The 15,547-nt window shown below is 70.9% G+C and carries 13 protein-coding genes; 9 read left to right on the forward strand and 4 right to left on the reverse strand.

The annotated features are described in order from the left end of the window. Positions 1-100 precede the first annotated feature (100 nt). Positions 101-1,027 (forward strand): tRNA (adenosine(37)-N6)-dimethylallyltransferase MiaA, encoded by a 927-nt coding sequence (gene miaA / locus QQ657_RS06295; protein WP_284741102.1) that lies wholly within the window; start codon positions 101-103, stop codon positions 1,025-1,027. Positions 1,028-1,037: 10 nt separating this feature from the next. After that, the gene (gene dapF, locus QQ657_RS06300) at positions 1,038-1,865 is read left to right on the forward strand and encodes a diaminopimelate epimerase (protein WP_284741103.1); all 828 of its coding nucleotides are present in this window, start codon (positions 1,038-1,040) and stop codon (positions 1,863-1,865) included. Between the two features lie 16 nt (positions 1,866-1,881). Here the strand turns inward: dapF and valS are convergent, their stop codons facing one another. Together valS and QQ657_RS06310 are read right to left on the reverse strand one after the other, a co-directional pair. After that, positions 1,882-4,404, reverse strand: coding sequence for a valine--tRNA ligase (valS, locus tag QQ657_RS06305; protein ID WP_284741104.1), 2,523 nt, complete (start codon positions 4,402-4,404; stop codon positions 1,882-1,884). Between the two features lie 9 nt (positions 4,405-4,413). Continuing rightward, a complete protein-coding gene (locus tag QQ657_RS06310; protein ID WP_284741105.1) occupies positions 4,414-5,670 on the reverse strand; it encodes an MFS transporter in 1,257 nt (418 codons plus the stop codon). Positions 5,671-5,732: 62 nt separating this feature from the next. Here QQ657_RS06310 and QQ657_RS06315 point away from each other — a divergent pair, with 62 nt between their 5' ends. From QQ657_RS06315 to QQ657_RS06325, 3 genes are read left to right on the forward strand one after another with little or no spacing between them, the layout of a single operon-like run. Further along, positions 5,733-6,236, forward strand: coding sequence for an ArsR/SmtB family transcription factor (locus QQ657_RS06315; protein WP_284741290.1), 504 nt, complete (start codon positions 5,733-5,735; stop codon positions 6,234-6,236). A gap of 42 nt (positions 6,237-6,278) precedes the next feature. Continuing rightward, entirely contained in the window at positions 6,279-7,727 is a 1,449-nt protein-coding gene (gene hflX / locus QQ657_RS06320; protein ID WP_284741106.1) for a GTPase HflX, read from the forward strand. Positions 7,728-7,780: 53 nt separating this feature from the next. Next, positions 7,781-8,791 (forward strand): SdiA-regulated/phytase-like domain-containing protein, encoded by a 1,011-nt coding sequence (locus tag QQ657_RS06325; RefSeq protein WP_284741107.1) that lies wholly within the window; start codon positions 7,781-7,783, stop codon positions 8,789-8,791. 251 nt (positions 8,792-9,042) lie between these two features. Here the strand turns inward: QQ657_RS06325 and lexA are convergent, their stop codons facing one another. Then, positions 9,043-9,702, reverse strand: a complete 660-nt coding sequence (lexA, locus tag QQ657_RS06330) for a transcriptional repressor LexA (RefSeq protein WP_284741108.1) — start codon at positions 9,700-9,702, stop codon at positions 9,043-9,045. 358 nt (positions 9,703-10,060) lie between these two features. Here lexA and QQ657_RS06335 point away from each other — a divergent pair, with 358 nt between their 5' ends. The 4 genes from QQ657_RS06335 to QQ657_RS06350 all read left to right on the forward strand — a co-directional run bounded on the left by QQ657_RS06335 (position 10,061) and on the right by QQ657_RS06350 (position 14,714). Next, complete coding sequence (locus tag QQ657_RS06335) at positions 10,061-10,531, forward strand: LysM peptidoglycan-binding domain-containing protein (protein WP_284741109.1); 471 nt, start codon at positions 10,061-10,063, stop codon at positions 10,529-10,531. 475 nt (positions 10,532-11,006) lie between these two features. Beyond that, positions 11,007-11,501 (forward strand): transcriptional regulator NrdR, encoded by a 495-nt coding sequence (gene nrdR, locus QQ657_RS06340; RefSeq protein WP_284741110.1) that lies wholly within the window; start codon positions 11,007-11,009, stop codon positions 11,499-11,501. A 31-nt stretch (positions 11,502-11,532) separates the two neighbouring features. Next, entirely contained in the window at positions 11,533-14,346 is a 2,814-nt protein-coding gene (locus tag QQ657_RS06345; protein ID WP_284741111.1) for a vitamin B12-dependent ribonucleotide reductase, read from the forward strand. A gap of 50 nt (positions 14,347-14,396) precedes the next feature. Next, the gene (locus QQ657_RS06350) at positions 14,397-14,714 is read left to right on the forward strand and encodes a hypothetical protein (protein WP_284741112.1); all 318 of its coding nucleotides are present in this window, start codon (positions 14,397-14,399) and stop codon (positions 14,712-14,714) included. A 9-nt stretch (positions 14,715-14,723) separates the two neighbouring features. Here QQ657_RS06350 and QQ657_RS06355 read toward each other — a convergent pair whose 3' ends face one another. Further along, positions 14,724-15,515 (reverse strand): isocitrate lyase/PEP mutase family protein, encoded by a 792-nt coding sequence (locus QQ657_RS06355; protein WP_284741113.1) that lies wholly within the window; start codon positions 15,513-15,515, stop codon positions 14,724-14,726. Between the last annotated feature and the right edge of the window lie 32 nt (positions 15,516-15,547).

The raw sequence follows: 15,547 nt of genomic DNA on the forward strand, positions 1-15,547 counted from the left end.
GCAGCTCAGCGCGCACCGTGGTACTGGATGGGCCACTCGAAGCTCGTGATCCTACTTCCGGTGGACGCTCCGTGGCGGCCCGCCGGTATCGTCAGCCGCCGTGACCAGCCCCGCCGCGCCGCCCGGAACCCGTCCCGTGGCGGTGGTCGGGCCGACGGCCACCGGCAAGACCGCGCTGGCCGTGGAGCTGGCGCTGGAGCTGGGCGGCGAGGTCGTCAACGCCGACGCGCTGCAGCTCTACCGGGGGATGGACATCGGCACCGCCAAGGCCACCGACGCCGAGCGCCGCGGTGTCCGGCACCACCTCCTCGACGTCCTGGACGTCACCGAGACGGCGTCCGTCGCCGCCTACCAGCGCGACGCGCGCGCCGAGATCGAGCGCCTTCTGGCCGCGGGCAAGGTGCCGGTGCTGGCCGGCGGGTCCGGTCTCTACGTCCAGGCCGTGCTCGACGACCTGCGGTTCCCCGGTACCGACCCGGCCGTGCGAGCCCGGCTGGACGCGGAGGCGGTCTCGCTCGGCACGCCCGCGTTGTACACCCGGCTGGGTGAACGCGATCCGGCCGCCGCGGCCGCGATCCTGCCGACCAACACGCGCCGGATCGTGCGTGCGCTCGAGGTCATCGAGCTCACCGGCGAGCCCTTTTCGGCGAACCTGCCGAAGCCGGGTCCGGCCCGCTACGACACGGTCGTGATCGGCGTCGACCGGACGCCCGAGGAGCTCGACGAGCGCGTGAACGAGCGCGTCCGGCGGATGTTCGAGGCCGGGCTGGTCGACGAAGTCCGCGCGTTGACCGGGCGCGGCCTGCGGGACGGGAAGACGGCGTCGCGGGCGCTCGGCTACCAGCAGGTGCTCGCCGAGCTGGACGGCGAAGGCGACTTCGAGGCGGCCGCCGCGGCGACGGCGCAGGCCACGCGGCGCTTCGTCCGGAAGCAACGGTCCTGGTTCCGGCGCGACAAGCGGATCCAGTGGTACGACGGCGCGGAGCCCGGGCTGGCCGCACGCGTCCTGGATACCCTGGGCCGGTAATCTTGCCCCTATGGGCGGAATCGAGTTCCTCAAGGGGCACGGCACACAGAACGACTTCGTGCTGCTCCCCGACGCGGCGGGCCGCCTCGACCTGACCGAGGCCAGGGTCGCCGCGCTGTGCGACCGCCACCGCGGTCTCGGGGCCGACGGCGTGCTGCGCGTCGTCCGCGTCGCCGCGCTGGACGTCGAGTCCGCGGGCGAGTGGTTCATGGACTACCGCAACGCCGACGGGTCGATCGCCGAGATGTGCGGCAACGGCACGCGCGTCTTCGCTCGCTACCTCGTCGAATCGGGCCTGGAGACCGAGGGCGAGTTCGTCATCGGCACCCGCGCCGGCGACCGCCCGGTGGTGGTGCACCCGGATCGCACGGTGACCGTCGGGATGGGTCCGGCGACGATCACCGGCACCTCGGTGACGGTGGTGGCCGGCCGGCCGTTTTCCGGCGTGGCGGTGAACGTCGGCAACCCGCACCTGGTGTCGCTGATCGACGACGACGTGGCGGACCTCGACCTGCGCGACCAGCCCGACTTCGACCACGACGTCTTCCCGCACGGGGTCAACATCGAGTTCGTCAACCGCCTCGGCGAGGGTGCGCTGCGGATGCGCGTGCACGAGCGCGGCGTGGGGGAGACCCGGGCGTGCGGCACGGGCACGGTGGCCGCGGTGGCCGCGGCCTTCCACCTGGCCGGCACGGATACCGGCGCGTCCACAGTGGACGTCCCGGGCGGCCGGGTCGAGGTGACGGTGTCCCGCGGCGCGTCGACCCTGTCGGGCCCGGCGGAGATCGTGGCGCGCGGCGAGATCGACGAAGCCTGGTGGGCCGCCGCCGGTTCCTGACGGCGACCCACCGGCGTCAGCCGATCCTGGCTTCGAGGGCGAACTCGCCTTCGGCCGTCTTGACATCCGCGATCGTCCCGGCGATGCGGATGTCCGGCTCGATGGCCGCGAACCGCGTCAGCGCTTCGGCCGGCCCGGTCACCGTCAGCGTCTCCACCGGCGTGCGCATCGACACCTTCGCGTCCGTCTTCGCGCGGCGCACCGCCGCGATCACCTCGCCCGCCAGTGTCAGCAGCTGCGGATCACCGTCGGACACCGACAACGTGGGCCAGGACGCCCGGTGCACCGATCCCTCCTGCCACCACGACCAGACCTCCTCGGTCGCGAACGGCAGGAACGGCGCGAACAGCCGCAGCACCGCGGACAACGCCGTCACCAGCGCCGCCTGGGCCGACGAAGCTCCCGCCGGACCGCTGTCGCCGTACGCGCGGCCCTTCACCAGCTCGACGTAGTCGTCGCAGAACGTCCAGAAGAACGTCTCCGTCACCTGCAGCGCCCGCGCGTAGTCCAGAGCCTCCAACGCCGCCGTCGCCTGCTCGATGACGACAGCCAGCGAAGCCAGCAGCGCCCGGTCCAGCGGCTCGGTGGCCACGGCAGACGGCGAAGGCACACCCAGGCCCAGCACGAACCGGCTCGCGTTGAGCAGCTTCGTCGCCAGGCGGCGGCCGACCTTCATCTGGCCTTCGTCCACCGCCGTGTCGACGCCGGGGCGCGCGCTCGCCGCCCAATAGCGGACCGCGTCGGAGCCGAAGCGCTCCAGCATGTCCGCCGGCGTCGTCGCGTTGCCCTTGGACTTCGACATCTTCTTGCGGTCCGGGTCGAGCACCCAGCCCGCGATCGACGTCTCCCGCCACGGCAGCACGCCGTGCTCCAGCTCCGCGCGCACCGCCGTCGAGAACAGCCAGGTGCGGATGATCTCGTGCGCCTGCGGCCGCAGGTCCATCGGGAACACCCGCGCGAACAGGTCGTCGTCGAGGCTCCACCGGCCGACGATCTGCGGGGTGAGCGACGACGTCGCCCACGTGTCCATCACGTCCACTTCGGCGACGAACCCGCCCGGGACGCCGCGCTGGTCCTCGGTGAAGCCCGGCGGGACGTCGCTGCTCGGGTCGACCGGCAAGGCGGTGTCGTCCGGCAGCAGCCGCGCGTCGTAGTCCGGCTCGCCGTGCGCGTCGAGCCGGTACCACAACGGGATCGGCACGCCGAAGAACCGTTGACGGCTGACCAGCCAGTCGCCGGCCAGGTTCTCCACCCACGACGAGTACCGCACCTTCATGTGCTTCGGCACCCAGTTCAGTTCCTCGCCCCGGGCCAGCATGCGGGCCCGGAACGCCTCGTCGTTCCCGCCGTTGCGCAGGTACCACTGCCGGCTCGCGACGATCTCCAAGGGCTTGTCGCCCTTCTCGTAGAACTTGACCGAGTGCGTGATCGGCCGCGGTTCCCCTTGCAGGGCACCGGTTTCCCGCAGCAGGCGCACCATGATCTCGCGTCCCGTGTGGACGGTCTTGCCCACGAGTGGCGCGTACGCCTCCGCCGGGACGCCGTGGGGCGCGTCGGGCAGGAACCGGCCGTCGCGGCCCAGCACCACCCGCGTCGCCAGGCGCAGCTCACGCCACCACGTGACGTCGGTGGTGTCGCCGAAGGTGCACACCATCGCGATGCCGCGGCCCTTCTCCGGGTCCGCCAGGTGATGCGCCACCACCGGTACCTCGACGCCGAACACCGGCGTCCGCACCGTTTTCCCGAAGAGCGGCCTGAAGCGTTCGTCGTCCGGGTGGGCGACCAGCGCGACGCACGCGGGCAACAGCTCCGGCCGGGTCGTCGCGATCACGACGTCCGAGCCGTCTTCGGCCGTGAACGCGAGGTCGTGGAACGCGCCCTGGCGTTCACGGTCCTCCAGCTCGGCCTGCGCCACCGCCGTGCGGAAGCTGACGTCCCAGAGCGTCGGCGCTTCGGCCTGGTACGCCTCGCCGCGGGCGAGGTTGCGCAGGAACGCGCGCTGCGAGATCAGCCGCGAATCGCGCCCGATCGTCTGGTAGGTCATCGTCCAGTCGACCGACAGCCCGAGCTGCCGCCACAGCTGCTCGAAGACCTTTTCGTCGGTCACCGTCAGGGTTTCGCACAGCTCGACGAAGTTCCGCCGTGAGATCGCCACGACGTCCTTGCCCGGCTTCTCCGGCGGCCGGAAGTCCGGGTCGTAGGGCAGCGACGGCTCGCAGCGGACGCCGAAGTGGTTCTGCACCCGGCGTTCGGTCGGCAGGCCGTTGTCGTCCCACCCCATCGGGTAGAACACCTCGAGCCCGCGCATCCGCTTGAACCGCGCGAGGACGTCGGTCTGGGTGAAGGAGAAGACGTGCCCGATGTGCAGCGACCCGCTGACCGTCGGCGGCGGGGTGTCGATCGAGTAGATCTCGTCCCGGGTTTTGCTTCGGTCGAACCGGTAGGCCTCGGTGGACTCCCATACGGGTACCCACTTGGCCTCCAGACCGTCGACACCGACCTTGTCCGGGACCTTGGGGCTCGTGAAGGGAGTTGTCATGAAACAACTCTAGGCGGCGCCGGAACCCGTTTTCGCCGAGGTCGGCAGATCACGCATGTGCCGCAGCGGCGAGAAGACCACCCACAGCACCGCGGCCACTTCGCCGGCCACGCCCACCCACGTCGCGCCGCGCAGCCCGAGACCCTCGCCGAGTGCGCCGCCCAGCAGGCCGCCCAGCGGTATCACGCCCCAGACGACGAACCGCACACTCGCGTTCATCCGGCCGAGGAGCCGGTCCGGGCAGATCGCCTGCCGGTAGGACACCTGCGCGACGTTGTAGATGATGATCCCGAACCCGCCGATCGCCGCGCCGAGCCCGGCGAGCCCGAGCCGCCAGTCCGGCGCGGCGAGCGGGAACACCAGGTTGGCCGGCAAGGTGCACAGCGGGACCAGCCAGATCGCCCGCGACTGGCCGAGCCGCCGGGTCACCGCGCCCGAGCAGACCGCGCCGAGGATCCCGCCGGCGCCGCCGACCGCCAGCAGTACGCCGACCGCGGCCGGCGGCAGCCCGACGGTCCGCGTCAGGAACAGCACCTGCACGGCGCTGAACGCGCCGTGGAAGAAGTTCGCCGTCGCCGTGGTCGCCACCATCGCCCGCAACGGCTTGTCGGAGAACACGAACCGCAGCCCTTCGGCGATCTGCGGGAGCAGCCGGGTGTGGCCGCGGGGTTCCGGCTCGGGTTCGCTCGCGCGGATGCGCAGCAGGCACAGCGCCGACGTCAGGTAGCCGAAGCCGGTGATCAGCACGGTGTTCGCGGCGCTGACCAGCTGGACCAGCACGCCCGCGGCGCTCGGCCCGGCGATCTGCGCGGTCGACTGGACGGCCTGCAGCTTCGCGTTGCCCTCCAGCAGGTGCTCCCGGCCGACGAGCGAAGGCAGGTACGACTGGTAGGCGATGTCGAAGAACAGCGTCGCGATGCCCACGAGCAGCACGACCACCAGCAGCTGCGCGAGCGTCAGCACTCCGGCCCACCAGGCGAGTGGCACGCTGAGCAGCAGGGCGAAGCGGGTGAAGTCGGCGGTGAGCATGACCCGGCGGCGGCTCAGCCGGTCGATCCACACCCCGGCGGGCAGGCCGAGCAGCAGGAACGCGAGCGTCTCGGCCGCGGTGAGCAGGCCCATCTCGAACGGCGTCGCGGCCAAGGTGACGGCGGCGAGCAGCGGGATGGCGGTGTTGCCGACGAACGTGCCGAGCTGGCTGGCCGTGTCGCCGGCCCAGAGCCGCCTGAAGTCGGCGTGGAAGAAGAGTGATGACCCCCTGGACATGGGGTCGAGTCTGGCGCGAGTGATTGGAAAGTGTCAATCACTGTTCGCTCTAGGCTGTGCGCGTGTCCTCTGAGAAACGACGTGTCGCGACCGAAGCCGAGGCTGCCGCCCTGGCCTCCGGAATACGGCTGCGCATCATCCGGTTGACCTTCTCGGAGGCGCTCACGAACAAGGAGCTCGCCGGGCGGCTCGGGCGGGACCCCGCGACGACCCTGCACCACGTGCGCAAGCTCGTCGAGACCGGTTTCCTCGCCGCGCAGCCGCCGCGCCGCGGAGCCCGGGGCGCGAAGGAAATTCCGTATCTTTCGACGGGGCTCTCGTGGACACTCGACTCATGCGGTGATCAGGGTGTGAAACAGGCGGTGCTCGAGGCCTATCTGGCCGAGATCGCCGAAACCGGGTTCGAGGACGTGCAGCAGACGCGCCTCGTCGTCCAGGTGGCCCCTGAGGAGCGCGAGGAGCTGGAAAACCGGCTCGAATCGCTGCTCGAGGAGTTCCGCGCGCGCCCCCGTCGTCCCGGCGCGAAGCGCACCGCGATCTACCTCGCCACCTATCCCAGCACGTAAAAGTTCGGTTCCCGCGGCGAATCGTGGGACCATGGAGGCACGATGACAGAACTGACACACACCGAAGACCACGACGACGACCTGTACGACGGAGACCCGTCGACAGGCGAAATGGAGCTCGAGGACCGGGCGTCGCTGCGCCGGGTCGCGGGGCTGTCCACCGAGCTCGACGACGTCACCGAAGTCGAGTACCGGCAACTGCGGCTCGAGCGGGTCGTGCTGGTCGGCGTGTGGACCGAGGGCACCGCCCTGCAGTCCGAGGCGTCGCTGGCCGAGCTGGCGCGCCTGGCCGAGACCGCGGGTTCGGAAGTCCTCGAAGGTCTCATCCAGCGGCGGACCAAGCCGGACCCGGCCACCTACATCGGCTCGGGCAAGGTGCGGGAGGTACGCGACATCGTCGGGTCCACCGGCGCCGACACCGTGATCTGCGACGGCGAGCTCTCGCCGGGCCAGCTGCGGCAGCTCGAGGAGAAGGTCAAGGTCAAGGTCATCGACCGGACCGCCCTGATCCTCGACATCTTCGCCCAGCACGCCCGGTCCAAGGAGGGCAAGGCCCAGGTCGAGCTGGCCCAGCTGCAGTACCTGATCCCGCGCCTGCGCGGGTGGGGTGCGTCGCTGTCCCGGCAGGCCGGTGGCCGCGCGGGTGGCGCGAACGGCGGCGTGGGCCTGCGTGGTCCCGGTGAGACCAAGCTCGAGACCGACCGGCGGCGGATCAACAAGCGCGTGGCGAAGCTGCGCCGGGAGATTGCCGCCATGGACACGATCCGCGAGACCAAGCGCGGGCGGCGGCTGGCCAACGAGGTGCCCAGCGTGGCGATCGTCGGCTACACCAACGCCGGCAAGTCGAGCCTGCTCAACGCGCTGACCGGGGCCGGGGTGCTGGTGGAGGACGCGCTGTTCGCCACCCTCGACCCGACCACGCGGCGCACGCAGACCGCGGACGGGCGCACCTACACGCTGACCGACACCGTCGGGTTCGTGCGGCACCTGCCGCACCAGCTGGTGGACGCGTTCCGCTCGACGCTGGAAGAGGCCGCGGACGCGGACCTGCTGGTGCACGTGGTCGACGGGTCCGACCCGGCGCCGGAGGAGCAGGTCAGCGCCGTGCGCGAGGTGCTCGGCGAGATCACGCGCAAGCGCAAGGAGCCGCTCCCGCCGGAGCTGCTGGTGATCAACAAGATCGACGCGTCCGACGAGGTCAGCCTCGCCCGGCTGCGGCACGCGCTGGCCGGCTCGGTGCCGGTCTCGGCGCGGACCGGGGCGGGCATCGCGGAGCTCGTCGAGGTGATCACCGAGCGGCTGCCGCGGCCGGAGGTCACGGTCGAGGTCCTCGTGCCGTACACGCGCGGCGAGCTCGTCGCGCGGGCGCACGCGGAGGGCGAGGTGCTCGAAGAGGAGCACGTCGAGGACGGCACGCGCCTGCTGGTGCGGGTCCGCCCGGACTTCGCCGCGGCTTTGCGCGAGTACGAGACCAACTCGACCAGGGCCTGAGACGTCTCCGTAGTGTGCGGTCCACGGGGACTGCACACTACGGAGGTGGCTGGGTGCGCTGGGTGGTCGCGTTTGCGGCGGTTTCTTTGGGCGTACTCGGCGGGCCGGTTCCGGCGTCCGCGGCTCCGGCCGCTCCGGAGCCGTTGTGCACGATGAAGGACTCGCGGATCGGCGAGCTGTCCGGCCTGGTCTCCGACGGATCGAAGCTATACGCGATCAATGACGGCGGCTCGAAGGTCCAGGTGTTCGTCCTGGGGCGGGACTGCAAGGTCCAGAAGGTCTTCACGGACAAGACGGACCCGTTCGACGTCGAGGACCTGGCCCGGACTCCCGACGGGACGCTCTGGCTGTCCGACACCGGTGACAACAAGAAGGGCCGGCTGACCGTCGCGCTGCTGGAAATGAGCCCGGCGGGCAAGGTGACCGTGCACCGGCTCACGTACCCGGACGGGCAGCACGACACCGAAGCGCTGATCATGGACAAGGCGGGGACGCCGTACCTGATCACCAAGGACATCCTCGGCGAAGCCCGTGTGTACCGGCCGTCGGGTCCGCTGGCCAGCCCCGGGCCGACCAACCTGGAGAAGGTCGGCACGGTGAAGATCTCGGAGACCGACACGCCGGGCGGCCCGGTGGGCTCGTTCGGCTCGGTGCTCGTGACGGGCGGCGCGTCTTCGGCCGACGGAAGTGTCGTCGCGCTGCGGACCTACACCGACGCTTATGTCTACGCGGCCCCGGACGGCGATGTGCTCGCGGCGTTGCAGCGGACGCCGACCCGGATCCCGTTGCCGGGGGAGAAGCAGGGCGAGGCGATCGCGTTCGACCCCGACGGGACGTTGCTGTCGGGCAGCGAAGGCGTCGGCGAGCCGATCCGCGCGGTCCGCGGTGCGGCCGCGTCGGCTCCTCCGGTGTCGTCATCCTCGGACGGCAAGCCGGCTTCGAGCGCGAGCGGCGGATCGTCGGACGGCGGGGGAGTGCCGATCCTGCCGGCGGCGGGGATCGCGGTCGCGGTGGTGGGGCTCGGCTGGTTCGGGTTCAGCAAGCTGCGCCGCCGCCGCGGCTGAGAAACGCCTGGCGGGTCACCGGTTCCGGCGGGGAGGCCGTCCTTCGCGCGGTGCGGGGCGCGGCCGCTCGAGCCGCGCAGTCCTGCGCACCGCGCGAAGGAAACCTCAGCCGGCGCGGCGGCGGACGGGGCCGGGCTTCCCGTCCACCCACCGCACCGCGACCGGGTTGGCTCCCGGATCTCGGCTCCCCACGGCCAAGATCATCCGATCCGGTGAACCTCCGGGCCGTGCGATAGCCCGGAAGGCTTCCCTCAAAGGCGTCGCAGCACCGCCACCACCTTGCCGAGCACCGTCGCGTCGTCGCCGGGGATCGGCTCGTACGCCTCGTTGTGCGGCATCAGCCAGATGTGGCCGCCCTTGCGCTTGAACGTCTTGACCGTCGCCTCGCCGTCGATCATCGCCGCGACGATCTCGCCGTTGTCCGCGTCCGGCTGCTGCCGGACCACGACCCAGTCGCCGTCGGTGATGGCCGCGTCGATCATCGAGTCACCGGTGACCTTGAGCAGGAACAGCTCGCCCTCGCCGACGATCTCCCGCGGCAGCGGGAAGACGTCCTCGATGGCCTGCTCGGCCAGCACCGGGCCACCGGCGGCGATCCGGCCGACCAGCGGCACGTACGCCGCCTTCGGCATGACCGGCTGCTGGTCCATCTCGATGCCCATGGGGTTGTCGTCGGTCGCCGAGAGCACGCCGACCGCGCGGGGACGGTTCGCGTCCCGGCGCAGGTACCCCTTGCGCTGCAACGCCCGCAGCTGGTGCGAGACCGACGACGTCGACGTCAGCCCCACCGCCTCGCCGATCTCCCGGACGCTCGGCGGGTAGCCGAACCGGCTCACCCACGAGCGGATCACGTCGAGCACCTGCTGCTGGCGGACGGTGAGGGCGTCGTCCACGTCGTACACCTCGGGCATGGAGGCCACCTTTCCGGTGCCCCCGGGGGACCCACTGGTCCTGCCCGCCTTGTTCTCCTTCGCCACTGCGTCGCCTCCCAGACGTTCGCTGCACGTATGCGCGCCGGCCGCCGCCCGCCGGGTGCGGGCAGCCTCGCCGGCGGCATCTGCCCGGCAGATGCCCTGGTCACCGACGTTAGCCCCCGGGCACGCCGATTTCAAACATCTGTTCGATCGACACGCCGTGTCCGCTCGATTTTGTCGGTGGTAGGTGGTAGACCTTCGCACGGGCGTTCGATAGAACGCTTGTTCGACCTTGATCCACGGGCCGGCACCGGTCCCGGAAACAGGCGGACACCAGGGTTTCGAGGAGGTTCGGATGTCCATTCTGGCCGAACGCGGGCACGCCCGCCCGGCGACCCCGGTCCCGGCGCCACCCCGGCCCGTCCGCGTCCTGCGCGGGCGCCGCGGCGAGGTCCAGCGCCCGCCGACACGCGCGCGGGTCGTCGCGGGTCGCCGGCCGGCCGGCGACCCGTGCGCGGCGCCCCGCCGGGTGCCGGTGCGGTGGCCGTGGCTGGCCGGGCTCGCCGTCGCGAGCTGCCTCGTGGTCACCGGGCTGGGACTCTTCGGCGGCGGCGTCGCCGCGAACGCCCCGGTGCCGGCGCGGACCGCGACGGTGTCGGTCGGCCAGGGCGACACCCTTTCTTCGCTGGCCGAGCGGTTCGCGCCGGGCAGTGACGCGAGCGCGGTCGTCGCCCGGATCAAGGAGCTCAACCGCCTGGACGAAGCCGTTCTGGTGCCCGGGCTGCCGCTGACGGTCCCGGTCGCCGACGCCGTTCCCGCGCCGTGACCCCGCCCCGCGCATGAACCGCCCACCGAGAATCACCCGCTCCGGTGAAACCGCCGATCGCCCGGAGAGCGGTGTCCCGCCGGGCTCGCGGCTCCGGTTTCGAGGTGCTCGCCGCGGCGGTTCCACTGCTCCACCAGGGTGACGCCGCCCCGGCTGCCGTGTCGCGGCGGTCCGGTCCCGGGCGAAGCGCGGCCCGGCCTTCGCAAGCCGGCCTGCCGGACCTCACCCGGGCGAGTCCCGCTCCGGCCGTGTCGCTTGCGCACACCCCCTCCGAGTTCTACGCTCGCCCGCTATATGTAGTAGTTACACCGCTGTAGTTGGTCCACAGGTTGGGGTAGACTGGGCAGCAGTTGTCCACAGCTGGTCGGCTTTTACCCACCGGATGTCCACAAAACGATCACCAGGTGCAGGGGTGCATGGTGGCCGCGAGGACGTCGACCGGGGCGGCCGGCGATGAGGGGAAGGTGATCGGCGGATGAGGTGCCCGTTCTGCCGGCATGCGGACTCCCGGGTCGTCGACTCCCGAGAGGTGGATGAAGGCCAGGCGATCCGCAGGCGGCGCTCGTGCGCGTCCTGCGGACGGCGGTTCACGACGTCGGAGACGATGGTGCTCGCCGTCGTCAAGCGGTCCGGGGTCACCGAACAGTTCAGCCGGGACAAGGTGGTGAGCGGCGTCCGCCGCGCCTGCCAGGGCAGGCCGGTCGACGACGACGCGTTGCAGCAGCTCGCGCAGCGCGTGGAGGAGTCGATCCGCTCCGCCGGCTTGGCGGAGATCCCGAGTCACGAAGTCGGCCTGGCCATCCTGGGCCCGCTGCGTGAGCTCGACGGGGTCGCCTATCTCCGGTTCGCCAGCGTCTACCGCTCCTTCTCCTCGGTCGAGGACTTCGAGAAGGAGATAGCCGATCTTCGTGAGGCCATGGCGGGTACTGCTGCCCCGGAGGAGAGCGATCAGCGCGAAGACGGCGATTGACCGTCCCGCTGCGGGAGTGAGGGTTCGACCGATGACCGAAACCGTGGGAACCGGAGCCGGCACGGCCGCCGGCAAGAAGAGCAAGGCGGCCGGCGGGCTGAGCGTGAAGCGCGTCTTCACCACCGAGGGGAAGCATCCCTACGAGCAGGTGACCTGGGAACAGCGCGACGTCGTGATGACGAACTGGCGCGACGGCTCGGTCAACTTCGAACAGCGCGGCGTGGAGTTCCCGGCGTCCTGGTCGGTCAACGCCACCAACATCGTCACCAGCAAGTACTTCCGCGGCGCCGTCGGCAGCCCGCAGCGCGAGCGCAGCCTCAAGCAGCTCATCGACCGCGTCGTGAAGGCGTACGTCAAGGGCGCGCGCGACCACGGCTACTTCGCCACGCCGCAGGACCTCGAGATCTTCGAGCACGAGCTCACCTGGATGCTGCTGCACCAGGTCTTCAGCTTCAACTCCCCGGTCTGGTTCAACGTCGGCACGTCGTCGAAGCAGCAGGTCTCGGCGTGCTTCATCCTCGCCGTCGACGACACCATGGAGTCGATCCTCAACTGGTACCGCGAGGAGGGCCTGATCTTCAAGGGCGGCTCCGGTGCCGGCCTGAACCTCTCCCGCATCCGCTCCTCGAAGGAGCTGCTGACCTCCGGCGGCACCGCGTCCGGCCCGGTCTCGTTCATGCGCGGCGCCGACGCGTCCGCGGGCACCATCAAGTCCGGCGGCGCCACCCGGCGCGCGGCGAAGATGGTCGTGCTCGACATCGACCACCCGGACATCGAAGAGTTCGTCCAGACGAAGGCCCGCGAAGAGGAGAAGATCAAGGTCCTGCGCGACGCCGGGTTCGACATGGACCTCTCCGGCGCGGACATCTCCTCGGTGCAGTACCAGAACGCGAACAACTCGGTCCGCGTGACCGACGAGTTCATGCAGGCGGTCGAGAACGGCACCGAGTTCGGCCTGCGCGCCCGGCTCACCGGCGAGGTGCTCGACCGGACCGACGCGAAGAAGCTGTTCCGCAGCGTCGCCCAGGCCGCGTGGGAGTGCGCCGACCCCGGCATCCAGTACGACGGCACGATCAACGACTGGCACACCTGCCCGGAGTCCGGCCGGATCACCGCGTCGAACCCGTGCAGCGAGTACATGCACCTCGACAACTCGAGCTGCAACCTCGCCTCGCTGAACCTGCTCAAGTTCGTCACGCCCGAGGGCACGTTCGACGCGCCGCTGTTCGCGCGCGCCGTCGAGTTCGTCATCACGGCGATGGACGTCTCGATCTGCTTCGCGGACTTCCCGACCGAGCCGATCGCCGACACGACGCGGAAGTTCCGCCAGCTCGGCATCGGGTACGCGAACCTGGGCGCGCTGCTGATGGCGCTGGGCCACGCGTACGACTCCGACGGCGGCCGCGCGCTCGCGGCGGCGATCACGTCGCTGATGACCGGCGTCTCGTACCGCCGCTCGGCCGAGCTGGCCCAGGCGGTCGGCGCGTACGAGGGCTACGCGCGCAACGCCGAGTCGCACCAGCGCGTGATGCGGAAGCACGCGGCGGCGAACGAGCTCGTCCGCACCTACCACGCCAACGACGCCGCGGTCCGCAAGCTGGCGACGGAGGAGTGGAAGAAGGGCATCGACATCGGCACGAAGCACGGCTGGCGCAACGCGCAGGCGTCGGTGCTCGCGCCCACCGGCACCATCGGCTTCATGATGGACTGCGACACCACCGGGATCGAGCCGGACTTCTCGCTGGTGAAGTTCAAGAAGCTCGTCGGCGGCGGCTCGATGCAGATCGTCAACCAGACGGTGCCGCGCGCGCTCGAGGCGCTGGGTTACCAGGCCGAGCAGGTCGAGGCGATCGTCGAGTTCGTGGCGCAGAACGGCCACGTCGTCGACGCGCCCGGGCTGCGTCCCGAGCACTACGAGGTGTTCGACTGCGCGGTCGGCGAGCGCTCGATCGCGCCGATGGGCCACGTCCGGATGATGGCCGCGGTGCAGCCGTTCCTTTCCGGCGCCATCTCGAAGACGGTCAACATGCCGGAGTCGGCGACGGTCGAAGAGGTCGAGGAGATCTACTTCCAGGGCTGGAAGCTCGGTCTCAAGGCGCTGGCGATCTACCGCGACAACTGCAAGGTCGGCCAGCCGCTGTCGACGGCCAAGAAGGAGAAGGCGGTCGCGGAGCCGGAGAAGGTCGTCGAGTACCGGCCGGTGCGCAAGCGCCTGCCGAAGAAGCGCCCGAGCCAGACGGTGTCGTTCACCGTCGGCGGCGCGGAGGGCTACCTGACGGCGGGTTCGTACCCGGACGACGGCCTCGGCGAGATCTTCGTCAAGCTGGGTAAGCAGGGCTCGACGCTGGCCGGCGTGATGGACGCGTTCTCGATGTCGATCTCGGTGGGCCTGCAGCACGGCATCCCGCTCGAGTTCTACGTGTCGAAGTTCTCGAACCTGCGCTTCGAGCCGGCGGGCATGACCGACGACCCGGACATCCGCATCGCGACGAGCGTGATGGACTACTTGTTCCGCCGCCTGGCGCTGGACTACCTGCCGTACGAGAAGCGTTCGCAGCTGGGCATCCTGTCCGCGGACGAGCGTTCGGCGGAGGTGGAGGCCACCTACGGCGGCGGTGGCGTCGATCTCGAGGCGCTGAGCTCCACGGTGGATTCCTCGCCGGAGCCGCACGCGGAGGAGCCGGAACACCCGCACCGCGAAGCCCAGACGACGACGGAGCTGATGGAGCTGCGCCTCGGCAAGGCGGCGGACGCCCCGCTGTGCATGACGTGCGGAACGAAGATGCGCCCGGCAGGTTCGTGCTACGCGTGCGAAGGCTGCGGCGCGACGTCCGGTTGTAGCTGACGGCCGGAGCCGGGCGGGCGCCCCACGCGCCCGCCCGGCTTCCCGCGCTCATGGAGATCACTTCCGGCGGCACCGAGGGACCACGGCTCGGTGATGAGCTTGCCCTCTCGGATACCAACGTCTACGGACTCGTTCTCGGCGACGACGGTCCCGAAGAGCTCGCGCGAACCTTCGCGCGGGCGGGGTGGCGAGCCCGCAAGTCGTCCTACGACGAGTACGAAGTCGAACACACGTGGGCCCGGCTCCGGTTCTTCCGGGACCGAGGCGGTGCCGACGTGTTCGCCGGCACCGTCGACCCCGCTCACCTCGCCCGGCTCGCCGGTACCTTCACCGGTCTGGGCCTGACCGTCCGGATCGACGGGGGCTGACCGCCCGGGTCAGCCGAACGCCCGCTGCAGCTCGGAAATCGGCGGCAGGTCGCCGACGAAGCCGAACCGGCCCGCGCGCATCTCGCGGGCTCCGTCCATAAACGACTTCAACGCCAGCCGGGACAACGCCGCGCCGATGCTGATGCGGCGGACGCCGATCTCGGCCAGCTGCTCGAGCGTGATCGACGGGTCGGCGAACCCCATCACCACGTTGACCGGCTTGTCCACCGAGGACACCACTGCGCGCATCTCGTCGAGCGTCTTCAACCCCGGCGCGTACAGCACGTCCGCGCCCGCCTCGCCGAAGGCCTGCAGGCGCTTGATCGTGTCGGCGAAGTCGTTCGCGCCCCACAGCTGGTTCTCGGTGCGGGCCGTCAGCACCACCGATCGGGCGCGGGCCGTCTCCACCGCGGCGCGGACGCGGTCGACCGCCAGGCCGAAGTCGTAGATCGGCGCGTCCGGGTCGCTCGACTGGTCCTCGATGGACACCCCGGCCGCGCCGGCGTCGGCCGCCGCGTCGATCGTCTTCGCGGCTTCGGCCGGGTCGTCGGCGAAGCCGTTCTCGAGATCGGCGTTCACCGGCAGGGGCGTCGCCTCGGCGATCTCCCGGAGGTTGGCCAGGACCTCGGCCCGGGTCGCGCGGGTCCGGCCCACCACGTTGGCCACGCCGAGGCTCGTCGTGGCCAGGGCGTCGAAGCCGAGGCCGGCGAGCAGCCGGGCCGTCCCGGCGTCCCACGGGTTCGGCAGCAGGAAGGGCTCGGGCCGCTCGTGCAGCGCCCGGAACTCGTCGGCGGTCGTCATGTGTCCACCATCCTCCCGGGACGGCCGGCGGA

It is taken from the genome of Amycolatopsis ponsaeliensis, assembly GCF_030182635.1.
Lineage (GTDB): Bacteria > Actinomycetota > Actinomycetes > Mycobacteriales > Pseudonocardiaceae > Amycolatopsis > Amycolatopsis ponsaeliensis.